We start from the raw sequence: 17,685 nt of genomic DNA, 5'->3' as shown, positions 1-17,685 counted from the left end.
TACCGCCCCGGCAGGTGGCCTCAACCGCCGCGTCCGGCTTTCTCGAGCCGGCTCAGGCGACGGGCGATCTCGTCGAGTTGCTTGAAGCGCACCGCGTTGCGACGCCACTGGGCATTGTCCATGGCGCCGGTGCCGGAGGAGTAGACTCCCGGCTCGTGAATCGAGTTGGTGACCAGGCTCATGCCGGTGACCTGAACCCCGTCGCAGATCGTCAGGTGGCCCGACAGGCCCACGCCGCCGCCCAGCATGCAGTGCCGGCCGACCCGGGTGGAGCCGGCGATGCCGACACAGCCGGCCAGCGCGCAGTGATCGCCGATCTGCACGTTGTGGGCGATCTGCACCTGGCTGTCGATCTTGACGTCGTTGCCGATCATGGTGTCGCCCAGCGCCCCCCGGTCGATGCTCGAGCAGCTGCCGACCTCGACATCGTCGCCCAGGACCACGCCCCCGAGCTGGGCGATCTTGTGCCAGCCGCCGCCGTCGTGGGCGAAGCCGAAGCCGTCGGCGCCGATCACGCAGCCGCTGTGCAGGATGCCCCGCTCGCCGATCACCACCCCATGGTAGACGGTGACGTTGGCATGCAGCCGCGACCCGGCCCCGATCCGGGTATCGGCCCCGACCACACAGCCGGGTCCGATGACCACGTCATCGCCGAGCACGGCCCCGGCCTCGACCACCGCCTGGGGGCCGATGGCCACGCCCTCGCCCAGGCTCACGCCCTCGCCGACCACCGCCGAGGGGTGGACGCCGGGGGTTTCGCGCCCCGCCAGCGGGTCGAAGAGCCGCGACAGCTCGGCATAGCCGAGGTAGGGATTGTCCAGGGTCAGGCAGGCGGCCGGGCATTCCCCGGCATGGTCCGGGTGCAGCAGCACGGCGGCGGCCCGGGTGCCCGGCAGGTCCTTGAGGTAGGCGCGATTGGCCAGGAAGCTCACCTGCTCCGGCCCGGCGTCCCGCAGGGTGGCCAGGCCACGGACCCGCCGATTGCCGTCCCCCTGGAGGCCAGCTCCCAGGTGCGCGGCGATCTCGGCGAGCGTCAGGGTTGGAGAATCTTGTGTCATGGGAACCCGGTATCGAAAGGTCTAGGGCCCGCTCAGTCGAGCATGGCCACCTCGGTGGCCTGGGCCGGCAGGGCGACGGCCCCGGCGAGGCCCAGCAGGAGGGCGGCTGTCGGCTTGCGCATGGTCATCGACTCCTTGTCGAGGATCAGAAGGTCTGACCCAGCGAGAACTGGAAGAACTGGGTGTCGTCGCCGTCCTTGGCATTGAGCGGCTCGGCGATGCTGAAGGTCAGCGGGCCCACCGCCGTCAGCCAGGACACCCCCACCCCCACGCTGTAGCGCAGCTCGCCGAGGTCCACGCCCGACTCGCAGTTGGAGCGGCCGGCATCCTCGTCCAGCACGGAATAGCAGTCGGTCAGGTAGGTGTTGCCGGCGTCGAGGAACAGCGAGGGCTGGACCGACCGCTTGTCCTCGACGAAGGGCATGGGGAAGATCAGCTCGGCGCTGCCCTCGACCAGCACGTTGCCGCCCAGCGTCTTGTCGTCGCCGTCGCCGCGGGGCGTGGTGGCAGGCCCCAGGGTATTGCCGGTGAAGCCGCGCACCGAGCCGAGCCCCCCGGAGAAGAAATTCTCGTAGAACGGGTAGGGATCGTCGCCGACGCTGTCGGCGTAGCCGAGCTCGCCGCTGAACTTCAGCGACCAGGTCTGCTCCTCGTTGAACGGGAAGAGCTGGCGGGCCCGCGCCCGCAGCTTGTAGTACTCGGCGTCGCTGCCGGGCACCGCGGCCTCCAGCGAGAGCCGCTGGTAGTTGCCGGCGGTGGGCATGATGCCGCGGTTGAGGTCGTTGCGGGTCCAGCTGGCGGTCAGCTTCAGCGATTGGGCGTTGTCGCCCTGCTCGTCGACGTAGCGCTGGATCTCCGAGGCCGTGTCGCTGTAGGTCTCGATGGTCAGGTCCTCGACGTCGGCGCCGAAGTTCAGGCGGGTCAGCTCGTTGATCGGATAGCCGAAGTTGATGCCGCCGCCGAAAGCGTCCGTCGAGTAGGTCGAGATGTCGGAGTCCTCGTAGTCGGTCTCGCGGTAGAAGAGGTTGTAGCCGCGGGAGATGCCGTCGAGGGTCCAGTAGGGGTCGGTGAAGCCGAAGTTGAGGCTGGTGTAGGTATCGCTGCGCTGGGCGCCGATGTTCACCCGGTTGCCGGTGCCGAGGAAGTTGTTCTGGGACAGCGAGGCGCCGTAGATGACGCCGGCACTCTGGGAGAAGCCGATGCTCGCCGAGATCGACCCGGACGGCTGCTCCTCCACGGTATAGGTCACGTCGAGCTGGTCCGGCGCCCCGGGGACCGGCTCGGTCTGCACCTCGACCTGCTTGAAGAAGCCCAGGCGCTCGAGGCGCTGGCGGGACTGGCTGATCGACTCGGTGGAGGCCGGCGCTCCCTCCATCTGGATCATCTCGCGGCGCAGCACCTCGTCCTGGGTGGTGGTGTTGCCGACGAACTCGATGCGGCGCACGTAGGCGCGACGCCCGGCCTCGACCCGGAAGGTCAGGTCGACGGTATCGCTGCCCTGGCGCACCTCGGGGATGCCGTCGACGTTGGCGAAGGCGAAGCCCTCGGCGCCGAGCCGGGAACGCAACGCCTCGGACGAGGCGGTGACGTCGCTGCGCGAGAAGATCTCGCCGCGCTCCACCTCGAGCAGCTCCCGGGCCTCCCGCTCGGGGATGCGCAGGTCCCCGGCGAAGGCGATGTCGCCGAGGCGATAGCGCTCGCCCTCGGTGACGTTGACGGTGACGAAGATCTTCGACTTGTCCGGGCCGATGGAGACCTGGGTGGAGTCGATATTGAAGTTGACGTAGCCGCGATCGAGATAGAAGGAGCGCAGCCGCTCGAGGTCGCCGGCCAGCGCCTGGCGGGAGTACTCGTCGCTGGAGAACCAGCCGAAGAACCAGCCCGGCCGGTCCTCCAGGTCGAAGACATCTCGCAGGGTCTCGTCGTCGAAGGCCTGGTTGCCGACGATGTTGATCTGGCGGATCTTGGCCACCGCGCCCTCGTCGATGTCGACGTTGACCTGGACGCGCCCCTCGCCGAGCTCCTCGACCTCGGTATCGATGCTGGCGCTGTAGCGACCCTGGGACTGGTAGAGCCCGGACAGCTCGCGCTCGATCTCCTCGAGGGTGGAGAGCTGCAGCACCTGGCCCTCGTCGAGGCCGGCCTCGCGCAGCCCTTCACGCAGGTCCTCGTCGGGGATCTGGCTGTTGCCCTCGATATTCAGGCGGGTGATGGTCGGGCGCTCGACCACCTCGATGATCAGCACGCCCCCCTGCCGGGACAGGCGGATGTCCTCGAACAGGCCGGTGTCGAACAGCTGGCGCGCCGCGGCGGCCAGTTCACGATCGTCGACCCGGTCGCGGGCGCTGACAGGAAAGGCATTGAACACGGAGGCCGCCGAGACCCGCTGCAAGCCTTCCACTCGTATGTCCGTTACGTCGAAGGGTTCCGCCTGTGCCGTGCTGGCACTGGCAAGCAGCAGCGCCGCCAGTCCGATGGTCTTGATCTTCATGCAGTCGATTCGCTCGCGTTGATCTGCCGTCCTGTCCAGACAGGCACCTTATACATTTGCACGGGTAACTGACAAGCCGAGACCCGGCTACCAGAGCCGCATCAGGTCGAAATACAGCGCCATCAGCATCAGGGTCCCGACCAGGGCCAGGCCGATGCGCAGCCCCAGGGCCTGGGTGCGCTCCGAGACCGGCCGGCCACGCGCCGCCTCGACCAGGTAGTAGAGCAGGTGGCCCCCGTCGAGCACCGGGATCGGCAACAGGTTGAGTACCCCCAGGCTGATCGACAGGTAGGCCAGGAAGCCGATGAAGCTCTCCAGCCCGGAGCGCGCCGTATCCCCGGCGATGCGAGCGATGGTGATGGGGCCGGAGAGATTGGAGGGCGAGATCAGCCCGACGACCATCTTGCGGATGGCGTCGAGGGTCAGCACGGTCATCTCCCCGGTGCGGGAGACGGCCTGACCCATGGCCGCCAGGGGGCCGTAGCGGATCTCGCGGCGATAGGCGTCGGGCCAGGCCACCGGCTCGACGCCGGCCCCGATGTAACCGACGGTGGTGCCGTCCTGGAGGGTATTGGCCCGGGGGGTGAGGGACAGCTCGCGGGTCTCGCCGTCGCGGGCCACCGTCAGGGTCAGGCGTTCCCCGGGACGGGCCCGCACCAGCGTGACGAAGTGCGACCAGTCCTCCACCGGTGTGCCATTCACCGCCAGCACCTCGTCGCCGGGGACGAGCCCGGCGGCCGCGGCGGCCTCGCCCTCGGCCACCTGGCTGAGCACCGCCGGCATGGCCGGGCGCCAGGGCGTGATGCCGAGGCTCGCCAGGGGCTGCGGCGGGTCCTGGCGCACCAGCCAGTCCTCCACCGGCAGGCGGTGCTCCCGGGACCGGGAGGCGCCCTCGTCCCGGGCACTCAGCGTCAGCTCGCCGCTGGCGCCGATGGCCGCCACCAGCTTGAGGTTGATCTCCTCCCAGGAGCGCACCGCCTCGTCCTGGACGGCGGTGATCTCCTGGCCGGCAACGAGGCCGCCCCGGGCCGCCGGCGAGTCGGGAGTCACCTCGCCGATCACCGGCACGACGGTGGAGATGCCGGCAACGAACAGCGCCCAGTAGGCGACCAGGGCCAGCAGGAAGTTGGCCAGCGGCCCCGCCACCACGATGGCGATGCGCGACCAGACCGACTTGCGGTTGAAGGCGAGATGCCGCTCGGCCGGGTCGACCGGCCCCTCGCGCTCATCGAGCATCTTGACGTAGCCACCCAGCGGGATCGCCGCCACGGCGAACTCGGTGCCGTGGCGGTCATGGCGCGACCACAGCGGCTTGCCGAAGCCCACCGAGAAGCGCAACACCTTGACACCACAGCGCCGGGCGACCCAGAAATGGCCGAACTCATGGAAGGTGATCAACAGGCCGAGAACCACGATCACGGCCAGCACGTTCTGGATCAGGTCCACGGCAGTCTCCTCGTGAATGGCGACAGGGGATGCGTCAGTGGCGCGTCAGGCAGGCGACTGCCTCCTGCCGGGCCCGGGCATCGGCATCGAGAATGCCCGCCAGCTCGCCGGCCGGCTCCACCGGGCAGGCATCGCGCACCCGGGCCACCAGCTCGCCGATGCCGGCGAAGCCCAGCCGGCCGGCGAGGAAGGCCTCGACGGCCACCTCGTTGGCGGCATTGAGCACCGCCGGCGCCGTGCCGCCCTCGGCCATGGCCTCCCGGGCCAGGCGCAGGCAGGGAAAGGCGACCTCGTCCGGCGGCTCGAAGTCCAGGCGGGCCACCGCGAACAGGTCGAGGGCGGCCACCCCGGCCTCGATGCGCTCCGGCCAGGCCAGGCCATAGGCGATGGGGGTACGCATGTCCGGATTGCCCAGCTGGGCCAGCACCGAACCATCGCTGTAGGCGGCCATGGAATGGATCACGCTCTGCGGATGCACCACCACCTGGACCTGGTCGGGGCGTGCATCGAACAGCCAGCAGGCCTCGATCAGCTCGAGGCCCTTGTTCATCAGGGTGGCGCTGTCCACCGAGATCTTGCGTCCCATCGACCAGTTGGGATGGGCGCAGGCCTGCTCCGGGGTCACCGCCGCCAGGTCATTCGCCGTCCAGCCGCGGAAGGGGCCGCCGGAGGCGGTCAGCAGCAACTGGGTCACGCCGTGACGGGAGAGCCCGCCGCGATGCTCGACGGGTAGACACTGGTAGATGGCATTATGTTCGGAATCGATGGGCAGCAGGATCGCCCCCGAGCGGTCCACGGCCTCCATGAACAGCGCCCCGGACATCACCAGGGCCTCCTTGTTGGCCAGCAGTACCCGCTTGCCGGCGCGCACGGCGGCCAGCGTCGGCAGCAGGCCCGCGGCCCCGACGATCGCCGCCATCACGACATCGACCTCGGGCGCCTCGCTGACCTCGACCAGTGCCTCGGGGCCGCAACGCACCTCGGTCGCCACCCCCGCCTCGCGGAGCCGCTCACGCAGCCAGGCCGCATCGCGTTCCCGGTCGAGTACCGCCAGGGCCGGCGCATGGCGCCGACACAGGGCCAGCAGGGCCTCCCGGGAGCGATGGGCGGTCAGCGCATGGACCCGGTAGCGGTCGGGGTGACGGGCGATCACGTCCAGGGTGCTGGTGCCGATGGAACCGGTGGCTCCCAGCACGCTGACGCGGCACGGCGCGGCATCGCTCATGGTCATAGCACTCCCGACTGCAGCAGCGCGAACAGCGGCACCGCGGCGGTAAGGCTGTCGACGCGATCCAGCACCCCGCCATGCCCGGGCAGCAGATGGCTGGAATCCTTGAGGCCGCGATGGCGCTTGAGCATGCTCTCGAACAGGTCGCCGACCACCGAGGCCAGGGTCACCACGACCGTGGCCGCCAGCAGCATCAGGCCCGTGGCCAGGCCGAGGCCCTGCCAGGCGGCGAAGCTCACCGCCAGCAGCGCGGTCACGGCGACGCCGCCGGCGACCCCTTCCCAGGTCTTGCCGGGGCTGACCCTCGGGGCCAGCTTGCGCCGGCCCAGGGTTCGGCCGACGAAGTAGGCGCCGATATCGGCGCCCCACACCAGCAGCAGCACGAACAGCAGCCAGGCCACCCCGGCCTCGCGCAGCACGTTGAAGCCGACCCAGGTGGGCAGCAGCACCCACAGCCCCATGGCCAGGCGCATTCCGGTGCCGTGCCACTGGCCGGCCCGCTCGGGGTAGCCGACGACCCAGTAGAGATTGACCAGCCAGCCCGGGACCGCCAGCCACAGCAGCCAGGGCGAGAGGGTCATGCCGGCGGCGTGGAGCCCCGCCATCACCAGCGCCAGACCGGCGCCCGGCGCCAGGCGCCGGGCGCCCTCGCTCAGCCCGGCCAGGTTGGCCCACTCCCAGGCCGCCAGCAGCATGACCATCGCGATGAAGGCGACGAAGGCATCGCCGGACAGGCCAAACAGCCCCACCAGCGCCAGTGGCGCCAGCCAGGCGGCGGTGAGAATGCGCTGCTTAAGCACCCCGCGCCTCGACCTGCTCGTCGGTCATCCCGAAGCGTCGCTTGCGACCGGCGAAGTCGGCCAGGGCCTCGTCGAAGGCCTCCGCCCCGAAGTCGGGCCACAGGGTCGGCGTGAAATAGAGTTCGGCATAGGCCATCTGCCAGAGCAGGAAATTGGAGATGCGCCGCTCGCCACTGGTGCGGATACACAGGTCCACCGGGGCGTCGCCGGCGAGGCTGAGCTCGGCGCCCAGGGCGCCCTCGTCGATGGCCGAGGGGGCGAGTTCACCGGCCGCGACGCGCTCCGCCAGGCGTCGCGCGGCCTGGGCGATGTCCCAGCGGCCGCCGTAGTTGGCGGCGATCACCAGGTGCAGGCCATGGTTGTCGCCGGTCAACGCCTCCGCCTGGGCGATGTACTTCTGGATCGAGGCGGAGAATCCCTCGCGATCACCGATCACCGAGAGGCGGATATCGTGCTGGTGGAGCTTCTTGACCTCGCGCTTGAGCGCCATCAGGAAGAGCTCCATCAGGGCATTCACCTCGGCGGCCGGGCGCTTCCAGTTCTCGCTGGAGAAGGCGAACAGCGTCAGGGTCTCGACGCCCCGCTCGGCGGCGCGCCGGATGACCGCGCGAACGGCCTCGACGCCGGCATGATGGCCGCGCACGCCGGACATGCCCCGGGCCTTGGCCCAGCGGTTGTTGCCGTCCATGATGATGGCCACGTGACGTGGCAGGGTATCCCCGTCGGAACGGGGCTGGGGAGACTGCGGTGACGTCATGGTGTCTCGCATGGCGGGTGGGGCGGAATCATTCCATGATCGGCGGCATCGCGGGCGATGCCGCCGGCCCGTCCTCAGACCTGCATCAGGTCGTGTTCCTTGGATTCCAGGGCCTTGTCGATCTCGCCGATGAACTTGTCGGTGAGCTTCTGGATGGCATCCTCGGCCTGGTGCTGCTCGTCCTCGGTGATGTCCTTCTGCTTGAGCAGGGCCTTGATATCACCGTTGGCGTCGCGACGCACGTTGCGTACCGCCACGCGGGCATTCTCGGCCTCGCCACGCGCCTGCTTGATATAGCCCTTGCGGGTCTCCTCGGTGAGCATCGGCATCGGCACCCGGATCACGGTGCCGGCACTGGCCGGGTTGAGGCCCAGCTCGGCGGTCATGATGGCCTTCTCCACCTTGGGCACCATGCTCTGCTCCCAGGGCACCACCGACAGGGTGCGCGCGTCCTCGACGTTGATCGAGGCCACCTGGTTGATCGGCACCTGACCGCCATAGTAGTCCACGGTCACCGAGTCCAGGATGCTGGAGTGCGCCCGGCCGGTGCGGATCTTGTTGAAGTTGTGGTGAAGAGACTCGAGGCTCTTCTTCATGCGGCTTTCCGCATCCTTCTTGATGTCGTCAATCACTGTCTCACCCTCTATCAATCAGCGTGCCTTCCCTGCCGCCCACCACCAGGTTCAGCAGTGCGCCAGGCTTGTTCATGTTGAACACGCGAACCGGCATGTCATGGTCCCGCACCAGGCAGATGGCGGTCAAATCCATGACGCCGAGCTTCTGGTCGAGCGCATCATCATAGGACAGCTGCTCGTACTTGACCGCATCGGCGTGCTTGACCGGGTCCTTGTCGTAGACCCCGTCCACCTTGGTGGCCTTGACCACCACGTCGGCATCGATCTCGATGCCGCGCAGGCAGGCCGCCGAGTCGGTGGTGAAGAAGGGGTTGCCGGTGCCGGCGGAGAACAGTACCACGTCCCCGGAGGTCAGGTAGCGGATGGCGGTGCGGCGGTCGTAGTGCTCCACCACGCCACTCATCGGAATCGCCGACATCACCCGCGAGCGGATGTTGGAGCGCTCCAGGGCATCGCGCATGGCCAGGGCGTTCATCACCGTGGCCAGCATGCCCATGTGGTCACCGGTGACCCGCTCCATGCCCGCCTCGTGCAGGGCGGCCCCGCGGAACAGGTTGCCGCCGCCGACCACGATCCCGACCTGCACGCCGATACCGACCAACTGACCGATCTCCAGCGCCATGCGGTCCAGCACCTTGGGGTCGATGCCGAACTCGGCATCCCCGGTCAGGGCCTCGCCGGAGAGCTTGAGCAGGATGCGCTTGTACTTCGACACCTCGGCGCGGGACTTGTCGGACTTGAGGGGGGCGGCGTGCTCGGCACTGCTCATGGTGTGTCTCCCGGGAACTCGACGAATGCGACGTGGGGTGGCCGGATGCACCGGCCGGATACGCGATGGCGTGCGCTCTCGCGCACGCCATCTTCACACTGGAACCTGCGACCTCAGCTGCGCTTGGCCTGTTCCATCACTTCCTGAGCGAAGTCGACCTCTTCCTTCTCGATACCCTCGCCCACTTCAAAGCGGGTGAAGCCGAGCACCTCGCCGCCGGCGGCCTTGACGAACTCGGCGACGCTCTGGTTCGGGTCCTTGACGAACGGCTGCTCGGTCAGGCTGTTCTCGGCCAGGTACTTCTTCAGGCGGCCCTGGACCATCTTCTCGGCGATCTGCTCGGGCTTGCCGGCCATGTCCGGCTGGGCCAGGATGATCGCCTTCTCGGCGTCCAGCTTGTCCTGGGGCATGTCCTCGGGAAGCGCGACGGCCGGGTTGATGGCGGCCACGTGCATGGCCACGTCCTTGGCGGCCTCGGCGGTGGCGCCCTTGAGCACGGTCAGCACGCCGATGCGGCCGCCGTGGACGTATTCACCCACGCGGGCGCCTTCCGGCGCCTCGACGACGACGCTGCGACGCACGCCGATGTTCTCGCCGATCTTCTGCACCAACTGCTCGCGGGCGGACTCCAGCTCGCCTTCCATGATGGTGGCGACGTCCTCGCTCTTGGCGGCGAAGAAGGCATCGGCCACCTTGTCGGCGAAGGCCTTGAAGTTGTCGTCACGGGCGACGAAGTCGGTCTCGGAGTTGACCTCGACCATCACGCCGTAGCTGCCGTCCTCGGCGACGCGAGTGACGACGGCGCCCTCGGCGGCGGTGCGGCCGGCCTTCTTGGCGGCCTTGAGGCCGGAATTCTTGCGCAGGTTCTCGATGGCGGTCTCGATGTCGCCACCGGCTTCGGTGAGTGCCTTCTTGCACTCCATCATGCCGAGCCCGGTACGCTCACGCAGTTCCTTGACCTGGGAGGCGCTGATAGCTGCCATGGTAGTTACCTCTGAATGGTTCGACCTGGAATATGGGGCCGGGCCGCAGCCCGGCGAGACCTTGCCCGTCCCGGGGGAGCAAGAAGGGGGCCGGGGCCCCCTTATGCCGGCCCGGCGACCGGCCGCCGCCAAGGCGCGGCACGACCGCCATCCCGGACGGGCCGACGATCACTCGGCGGCGGCGTCGCTCTGGTTCTCTTCGGTGACCTCGACGAACTCGTCGGGACGACCTTCCTTCGCGCGGGCACAGGCGTCGGCGATGGCCTTGACGTAGATCTGGATGGCGCGGATGGAGTCATCGTTGCCCGGGATCACGTAATCGACGCCGTCCGGGTCGGAGTTGGTGTCCACCACGCCGATGACCGGGATGCCCAGCTTGTTCGCCTCGTTGATGGCGATGCGCTCGTGATCGACGTCGATCACGAACAGCGCGTCGGGCAGGCCGCCCATCTCCTTGATGCCGCCCACGGACCGCTCGAGCTTCTCCTGCTCGCGGGTCGCCATCAGCACTTCCTTCTTGGTCAGCTTCTCGAAGGTGCCGTCCTGGTGCATCGCCTCGAGCTCACCCAGGCGCTTGATGGAGACGCGGATGGTCTTGTAGTTGGTCAGCATGCCGCCGAGCCAGCGATGGTTGACGAAGGGCTGGCCGACGCGGTTGGCCTCTTCCTTGACGATCTTGCTGGCGCTGCGCTTGGTACCCACGAACAGGATCTTGTTGTTCGCGGCCGCCATCTTCTCGACCACATCGATGGCCTCGTTCAGGGCCGGAAGGGTATGCTCGAGGTTGATGATGTGAATCTTGTTACGGGCGCCGAAGATGAACTTGCTCATCTTCGGGTTCCAGTAGCGGGTCTGGTGACCGAAGTGAGCGCCTGCCTTCAGCAGGTCACGCATATTGACGTGTGCCATGGATGACTCCTGGAAAATCGGGTTAGGCCTCCATGCACCCCATGGATCCGACCGCCGGACGCGCCGGCAGCACCCGGGACCATGTGCCGGTGCATGTGTGTTTTCAAGGCGTTGCGTTAGCATTGACGCTTCCTGACGGCACCGCCACCGGGCCGCACGGGGCGGAGACGGGATCGGCGATTGCAGGAAAGCGCGCAGCTTTATACCATGGATCCCCTCCGAGATGAAGTCGCCCGACGCCCTTCCCTGCCGGTTCCGGCGACACCACCCCTGAATCCGAGACTCCATGAACGTACCCATCAAGACGCCCGACGAGATCGAGAAGATGCGCGAGGCGGGCCGCCAGGCCGCCAGCGTGCTGGAAATGATCGCCCCCCATGTCCAGGCCGGCGTCAGCACCGGCGAGATCGACCGGCTCTGCCATGACTACATCGTCGACGAACTCGGCTCCACCCCTGCCCCGCTGAATTACCACGGCTTCCCCAAGTCGGTCTGCACCTCGATCAACCACGTGGTGTGTCACGGCATCCCCGATGACGGCAAGAAGCTCAAGAAGGGCGACATCATGAACCTGGACGTCACGGTCAAGACCGCCGACGGCTACCATGGCGACTCCAGCGTGATGTTCATCGTCGACGAAACCATCCAGGGCGAGCGCCTGTGCCGCGTCACCCAGGAGTGCCTCTACCGGAGCATCGCCCTGGTGCGCCCCGGCGTGCACCTGTCGGAGCTGGCCCGAGCCATCCAGCAGCACGCCGAGGCCAGCGGCTATTCGGTGGTCCGCGACTTCTGCGGCCACGGCATCGGCGCCGGCTTCCACGAGGACCCCCAGGTGCTGCACTACGACGGCTATGCCCCGGAGGCCGACATCGCCCTCGCCGAAGGCATGTGCTTCACCATCGAACCCATGATCAACGTCGGCGACCATCGCACCAAGGTGCTGCGCGATGGCTGGACCGCCGTGACCAAGGACAAGGGCCTCTCCGCCCAGTGGGAGCACACCCTGCTGGTCACCGCCAACGGGGTGGAGGTGCTCACCGCGCGCAGCGACGAAGACTTCTCCTTCCTCGACCGCTGAGTCGACCATCATGCTGCTGCACCATTACCGATTCGTGCCCGACCCGACGCTGTTCGACGTCGAGGCGTTCCAGGCCGAGCTGACCGGCAGTCGCTCGCCCATCGCCCCGTTCAAGGCGGCCCTGGCCGAGATCCAGGCCCGGCTCGACGAGCGCTTCCGGGCCGGCGCCGACATCCGCGATCTGGTGCACGGCCGGGCCTGGTGCCTGGACCAACTGCTGATGGTCGCCTGGCGGCAGCATGACTGGCCCGACGACGGAATCGCCCTGCTGGCGGTGGGCGGCTACGGCCGCGGCGAGCTGCACCCCCGCTCCGACGTCGACCTGCTGCTGCTGCTCGAGCATGACGACGACAGGCCCTACCGGGAGCCGCTCAGCGCCTTCATCACCTTCCTCTGGGACATCGGCCTGGAAATCGGCCATAGCGTGCGCTCGCTGTCCGACTGCGAGCGGGAGGCGGCGGCCGACGTCACGGTGATCACCAACCTCATCGAGTCGCGCACCCTGGCCGGGGCCGAGCGGCTGCGCGAGGCCATGCAGGCGCGCATCGGCCCGGAGCGGCTGTGGCCCGCGGACCACTTCTTCGAGGCCAAGTGGCAGGAGCAGATCGCCCGCCACTACCGCTTCAACAACTCCGAGTACCACCTCGAGCCCAACATCAAGAGCTCGCCGGGCGGGTTGCGCGACATCCAGATGATCGGCTGGGTGGCCAAGCGCCAGTTCGATACCCAGCGCTACGAGGACATCGTCGCCAACGGCTTCATGAACGACGCCGAGCTGCGCATCCTCAGCCAGGGCCAGGCCTTCCTGTGGCAGGTCCGCTATGCCCTGCACATGCTCACCGGCCGCGCCGAGGATCGCCTGCTGTTCGACCACCAGGCCACCATCGCCGAACTGTTCGGCTACCACGACACCCCGGAGCGGCTGGCCGTCGAGCAGTTCATGAAGCGCTACTATCGCCACGTCACCGCCCTGGCGGGCCTCAACGACATGCTGCTGCAGCACTTCGACGAGGTCATCCTGCGCGGCGGCGAAGCCCTGGAGCGGGTACCGCTCAACGAGCGCTTCGAGATCAAGGGCGGCTACATCCAGGCCCGCTCCCGGGCGGTGTTCCGCGAGTCGCCCTCGGCGCTGCTGGAACTCTTCCTGCTGATGGCGGAACACCCGGAGATCGAGGGGGTGCGCGCCGACACCATCCGCCTGATCCGCGACCATCGCCACCTGATCGACGACCTCTACCGTGACGACCCACGCCACCAGCGACTGTTCATGGCACTGCTGCGCTCCGGCGGCAACGTCGCCCGCCAGCTGAGGCGCATGAACCGCTACGGGGTGCTGGGCAAGTACCTGCCGGTCTTCGGCCAGGCCGTCGGCCTGATGCAGCACGACCTCTTCCACATCTACACCGTGGACGCCCACACCCTGCGCCTGCTCAAGTGCATCCACGGCTTCCGCAAGCCCGAGGCCCGCGAGGCCTTCCCGGTGGCCGCCTCCCTGATCCACCAGCTGCCCAAGCTGGACCTGCTGTGGATCGCCGGCCTGTTCCATGACATCGGCAAGGGTCGCGGCGGCGACCACTCGCTGATCGGCGCCCGGGATGTCGAGGACTTCGCCCGGCGCCACGGGCTGTCGCAGCGCGACACCCGGCTGGTCACCTGGCTGGTGGAACACCACCTGCTGATGTCCATGGTCGCCCAGAAGCGCGACATCAGCGACCCGGAGGTGATCAGCGAGTTCGCCCGCACGGTGGGCGACGAGACCCGCCTCGACTACCTCTACGTGCTGACCGTGGCCGACATCAACGCCACCAACCCGACGCTGTGGAACGGCTGGCGCGCCTCGCTGCTGCGCCAACTCCACGCCGAGGCCAAGCGCGCCCTGCGCCGCGGCCTCGAGAATCCCCTGGAGCGCGACGACTCGGTGCGCGAGACTCGCGGCGAGGCCCACTCGCTGCTGGCCACGGTGGGCGCCGACATGGCCAGGGTCGACCGGCTGTGGGAGTCGCTGGGCGAGGACTACTTCCTGCAGTACGCCCCCAGCGAGATCGCCTGGCAGACCCAGGGCATCCTGGCCCATGACGGCAGCCCCCTGCCGCTGATCCTGCTCAACGCCCCCACCGACGACATGGCCGAGGGCGGCACCAAGGTGTTCATCCACACCCGCTCGGTGGAAGACCTGTTCGCCGCCACCTCGGCGGCCATGGAGCAGCTGGGCCTGTCGATCCACGACGCCCGCATCGCCACCTCCAGCAACGACTGGACCCTCAACACCTTCATCGTGCTCGACGACCACGGCCGGGCCATCCGCGATCCGGGACGCCTGGAGGAGATCCGCCGCCACCTGGTGGAGGAGCTCGACGACCCCGACGACTACCCGCAGATCGTCACCCGGCACACCCCGCGCCAGCTCAAGCACTTCCGGGTGCCCACCGAGGTATCCATCGAGCAGGACCCGGCCAACGAGCGGACCATGCTGGAGCTCACCGCCCCCGACCGGCCGGGCCTGCTGGCGCGGGTCGGGCGCATCTTCATGGAACAGGACATCGCGCTCTCGGCGGCCAAGATCGCCACCCTCGGCGAGCGGGTCGAGGACGTCTTCTTCATCACCGACAAGGCCGGGCGTCCGCTCACCGACCCCGACCGCCAGCAGCGGCTGCGCGAGCGGCTGATCGAGGTCCTCAGCGTCACCGGCTGAGCAGGACAATCGCAGTCAGGAACGGAGTGAGGCGCCGGGGTAGCCCGAGCAGCAAGGCGAAATGCTATCGCCCAGGACGAGTGAGCGCCTCCGTTTGAGGCTCCCCCGGCGCTTCCCTATAATCGGCGTCCTGCCCCGCCCGGGACACCGCACGACAACGACGCCGACCACGGCGCTACTGGACACCCATGAACCCCGATCTCGACGCTCTCCAGCCCTACCCCTTCGAGAAGCTCGCCGCCCTCAAGGCCGGCGTGACGCCGCCCGCCGGGCTGACGCATCTCCCGCTGACCATCGGCGAGCCGCGCCATGCGCCCTTCGCCGGGGCCCTGGAGGCGCTGTCGGCCCACCTCGGCGAGATGGGCCGCTATCCCGCCACGGCGGGCACCGCCGAGCTGCGCCGGACCGTTGCCGCCTGGGCCACCCGGCGCTTCGCCCTCGAGGGGCTCGACGCCGAGCGCCAGGTGCTGCCGGTGAACGGCACCCGGGAGGCGATCTTCGCCTTCGTCCAGGCCGCCCTGGACCGCACCCGCCCGGCGCGGGTGGCGGTCCCCAACCCCTTCTACCAGATCTACGAGGGGGCGACGCTACTCGCCGGCGGCACGCCGCTGACCCTGGACTGCCGCGCCGAGCACGGCTTCCGGCCCGACCTGGCGGCGGTCCCCGCCGAGACCTGGCGCGAGGTGCAGATCGTGTTCACCTGTTCGCCGGGCAACCCCACCGGGGCGGTGACCCCGCTCGAGGAGCTCAAGCAATTGATTCAATTGGCGGATGAGTACGATTTCATCGTCGCCGCCGACGAATGCTACTCGGAGCTCTACCTGGACGAGGCCGCGCCGCCCCCGGGGCTGCTGCAGGCCTGCGCCGAACTCGGCCGACACGACTACCGGCGCTGCCTGGTCTTCCACTCGCTGTCCAAGCGCTCCAACCTGCCGGGGCTGCGCTCCGGCTTCGTGGCCGGCGACGCCGCGCTGATCGCGGCCTTCCGGCGCTATCGCACCTACCACGGCTGCGCCATGTCCCTGCCGCTGCAGCATGCTTCCATCGCCGCCTGGAACGACGAGGCCCACGTGCGCGCCAACCGCGACGCCTACCGCGAGAAGTTCGCCGCCGTGACCGAGATCCTCGCCCCGATGCTGGACTTCCCCGCCCCCGAGGCCAGCTTCTACCTGTGGCCGGCGGTGCCCGGCGGCGACGACGAGGCCTTCGCCCGTGACCTCTATGCCGAGCAGCACGTCAGCGTGCTGCCGGGCAGCTACATGGGCCGCCCCGGGGCCGGCGGCGTGAACCCCGGCGCCGGCCGGGTCCGCCTGGCGCTGGTCGACGAGCTGGAGGCCACCACCGAGGCGGCCCGCCGGCTGCGCCGCCACGTCGAACGCCACGCCTGACCAGGAGGTCGACCCATGATGACGCTGTTCGTGATCAAGAGCTGCGATACCTGCCGTCGCGCCCGCAAGGCCCTGGAGGCCAGGGGCCTGCCCTTCCAGACCCATGACCTGCGCGACGACGGCCTGTCCGCCCCGCTGCTCGAGCACTTCCTCGAGCGGGTGCCGGTGATGACCCTGCTCAACAAGCGCAGCACCACCTGGCGCAACCTCGACGAGGTCGACAAGACGGACATCGATGCCAACCGGGCCCGGGCGCTGATGCTCGCCCAGCCCACCCTGCTCAAGCGCCCGTTGCTGGACACCGGCGAGGACATCCTCGTCGGCTACCGTGACGGCCACTACGACACCCTCTAGGCGGCCCACCGGGCCCGACCTACCCCATCACGCGAGAGGACACACCATCATGCTCAGCTTTGCACTCGGAATCGGCTCCCAGAACACCCAGGGCGACTGGCTGGAGATCTACTATCCCGCCCCGCTGCTCGCCCCCGACGCCAGCCTGGTCGAGGCCGCCGCCAGGGTCCTCGACGCCCCCGACGGCAACGCCGCCGTGAGCTTCCTGCCGGAGCAGTGCGCCGAGCTGGCCGCCGCCCTCAAGGCCGCCGGCCACGAGGCCCAGGCCGAGCTCGCCGAGTCCCTGGCCGCGAGCCAGCGCCCGCTGGTGGCCACCTTCCTCAGCGAGGACCTGCCGCCCCAGAGCGCCCCCGAGGTCTACCTCAAGCTGCACCTGCTGTCCCACCGCCTGGTCAAGCCCCACGGCGTCGACCTGACCGGCATGTTCGGCCTGCTGCGCAACATCGCCTGGTCCAGCGAAGGGCCGATCGACATCGAGGAACTGCCGGCGCGGCGCCTCAAGGCCCGCCTGGAGGGGCGCACCCTATCGGTGGACTGCGTCGACAAGTTCCCCAAGATGACCGACTACGTGGTGCCGACCGGCGTGCGCATCGCCGACACCGCCCGGGTGCGCCTGGGCGCCTACCTGGGCGAGGGCACCACCGTGATGCATGAGGGCTTCGTCAACTTCAACGCCGGCGCCGAGGGCCCGGGCATGATCGAGGGCCGCATCTCCGCCGGCGTGATGGTCGGCAAGGGCTCCGACCTGGGCGGCGGCTGCTCCACCATGGGCACCCTGTCCGGCGGCGGCAACATCGTGATCAAGGTCGGCGAGGGCTGCCTGATCGGCGCCAACGCCGGCATCGGCATCCCGCTCGGCGATCGCTGCACCGTGGAGGCCGGGCTCTACATCACCGCCGGCGCCAAGGTCGCCGTGCTCGACGACCAGGGCCAGGAAGCCCAGGTCGTGGCGGCCCGCGAGCTGGCCGGCCAGGACGACCTGCTGCTGCGCCGCAATTCCCAGAACGGCCGCATCGAGTGCCTGACCAACAAGAGCGCCATCGCCCTCAACGAAGCGCTGCACGCCAACAACTGAGCCCGTTCCCGGCGCCCGCGGG

The 17,685-nt window shown here is 68.9% G+C and carries 15 protein-coding genes; 5 read left to right on the top strand and 10 right to left on the bottom strand.

Features of this window, described 5'->3' with window-relative positions:
- Window positions 1–20: 20 nt before the first annotated feature.
- From lpxD to rpsB, 10 genes are all read right to left on the bottom strand, one after another.
- Window positions 21–1,058 (bottom strand): UDP-3-O-(3-hydroxymyristoyl)glucosamine N-acyltransferase, encoded by a 1,038-nt coding sequence (gene lpxD, locus OCT48_RS02265; protein WP_263591133.1) that lies wholly within the window; start codon window positions 1,056–1,058, stop codon window positions 21–23.
- Between the two features lie 145 nt (window positions 1,059–1,203).
- Entirely contained in the window at window positions 1,204–3,549 is a 2,346-nt protein-coding gene (gene bamA / locus OCT48_RS02260; protein ID WP_263591132.1) for an outer membrane protein assembly factor BamA, read from the bottom strand.
- 87 nt (window positions 3,550–3,636) lie between these two features.
- On the bottom strand, window positions 3,637–4,995 hold the full coding sequence (gene rseP, locus OCT48_RS02255; protein WP_263591131.1) for an RIP metalloprotease RseP: 1,359 nt from the start codon (window positions 4,993–4,995) through the stop codon (window positions 3,637–3,639).
- A 34-nt stretch (window positions 4,996–5,029) separates the two neighbouring features.
- Window positions 5,030–6,220: a 1-deoxy-D-xylulose-5-phosphate reductoisomerase gene (gene ispC / locus OCT48_RS02250; RefSeq protein ID WP_263591130.1), complete on the bottom strand. Its 1,191-nt coding sequence runs from the start codon at window positions 6,218–6,220 to the stop codon at window positions 5,030–5,032.
- A gap of 2 nt (window positions 6,221–6,222) precedes the next feature.
- The gene (locus OCT48_RS02245; RefSeq protein WP_263591129.1) at window positions 6,223–7,023 is read right to left on the bottom strand and encodes a phosphatidate cytidylyltransferase; all 801 of its coding nucleotides are present in this window, start codon (window positions 7,021–7,023) and stop codon (window positions 6,223–6,225) included.
- A complete protein-coding gene (uppS, locus tag OCT48_RS02240) occupies window positions 7,016–7,780 on the bottom strand; it encodes a polyprenyl diphosphate synthase (RefSeq protein ID WP_263591128.1) in 765 nt (254 codons plus the stop codon). The genes OCT48_RS02245 and uppS overlap by 8 nt, the downstream gene beginning before the upstream one ends.
- 74 nt (window positions 7,781–7,854) lie before the next feature.
- Entirely contained in the window at window positions 7,855–8,412 is a 558-nt protein-coding gene (gene frr / locus OCT48_RS02235) for a ribosome recycling factor (RefSeq protein WP_263591127.1), read from the bottom strand.
- Between the two features lie 4 nt (window positions 8,413–8,416).
- Window positions 8,417–9,184 carry a UMP kinase gene (gene pyrH, locus OCT48_RS02230; protein ID WP_126483921.1) on the bottom strand — a complete coding sequence of 256 codons (768 nt, stop codon included), beginning with the start codon at window positions 9,182–9,184 and terminating at the stop codon, window positions 8,417–8,419.
- A gap of 113 nt (window positions 9,185–9,297) precedes the next feature.
- Entirely contained in the window at window positions 9,298–10,167 is an 870-nt protein-coding gene (gene tsf, locus OCT48_RS02225; protein ID WP_263591126.1) for a translation elongation factor Ts, read from the bottom strand.
- Window positions 10,168–10,335: 168 nt separating this feature from the next.
- Window positions 10,336–11,076, bottom strand: coding sequence for a 30S ribosomal protein S2 (gene rpsB / locus OCT48_RS02220; RefSeq protein ID WP_263591125.1), 741 nt, complete (start codon window positions 11,074–11,076; stop codon window positions 10,336–10,338).
- Window positions 11,077–11,362: 286 nt separating this feature from the next.
- Here rpsB and map point away from each other — a divergent pair, with 286 nt between their 5' ends.
- The 5 genes from map to dapD all read left to right on the top strand — a co-directional run bounded on the left by map (window position 11,363) and on the right by dapD (window position 17,663).
- A complete protein-coding gene (gene map / locus OCT48_RS02215) occupies window positions 11,363–12,154 on the top strand; it encodes a type I methionyl aminopeptidase (RefSeq protein ID WP_263591124.1) in 792 nt (263 codons plus the stop codon).
- A 10-nt stretch (window positions 12,155–12,164) separates the two neighbouring features.
- Window positions 12,165–14,846: a [protein-PII] uridylyltransferase gene (locus tag OCT48_RS02210; protein ID WP_263591123.1), complete on the top strand. Its 2,682-nt coding sequence runs from the start codon at window positions 12,165–12,167 to the stop codon at window positions 14,844–14,846.
- A 188-nt stretch (window positions 14,847–15,034) separates the two neighbouring features.
- The gene (gene dapC, locus OCT48_RS02205) at window positions 15,035–16,234 is read left to right on the top strand and encodes a succinyldiaminopimelate transaminase (protein ID WP_263591122.1); all 1,200 of its coding nucleotides are present in this window, start codon (window positions 15,035–15,037) and stop codon (window positions 16,232–16,234) included.
- Window positions 16,235–16,249: 15 nt separating this feature from the next.
- On the top strand, window positions 16,250–16,588 hold the full coding sequence (locus tag OCT48_RS02200; protein ID WP_263591121.1) for a Spx/MgsR family RNA polymerase-binding regulatory protein: 339 nt from the start codon (window positions 16,250–16,252) through the stop codon (window positions 16,586–16,588).
- Window positions 16,589–16,637: 49 nt separating this feature from the next.
- Window positions 16,638–17,663, top strand: a complete 1,026-nt coding sequence (gene dapD, locus OCT48_RS02195; RefSeq protein ID WP_263591120.1) for a 2,3,4,5-tetrahydropyridine-2,6-dicarboxylate N-succinyltransferase — start codon at window positions 16,638–16,640, stop codon at window positions 17,661–17,663.
- Window positions 17,664–17,685: the final 22 nt, after the last annotated feature.

Origin of the sequence: Halomonas sp. M4R1S46 (assembly GCF_025725685.1) — a bacterium.
Classification (GTDB): domain Bacteria; phylum Pseudomonadota; class Gammaproteobacteria; order Pseudomonadales; family Halomonadaceae; genus Halomonas.
This window is presented reverse-complemented; position numbering and strand designations above follow the sequence as displayed.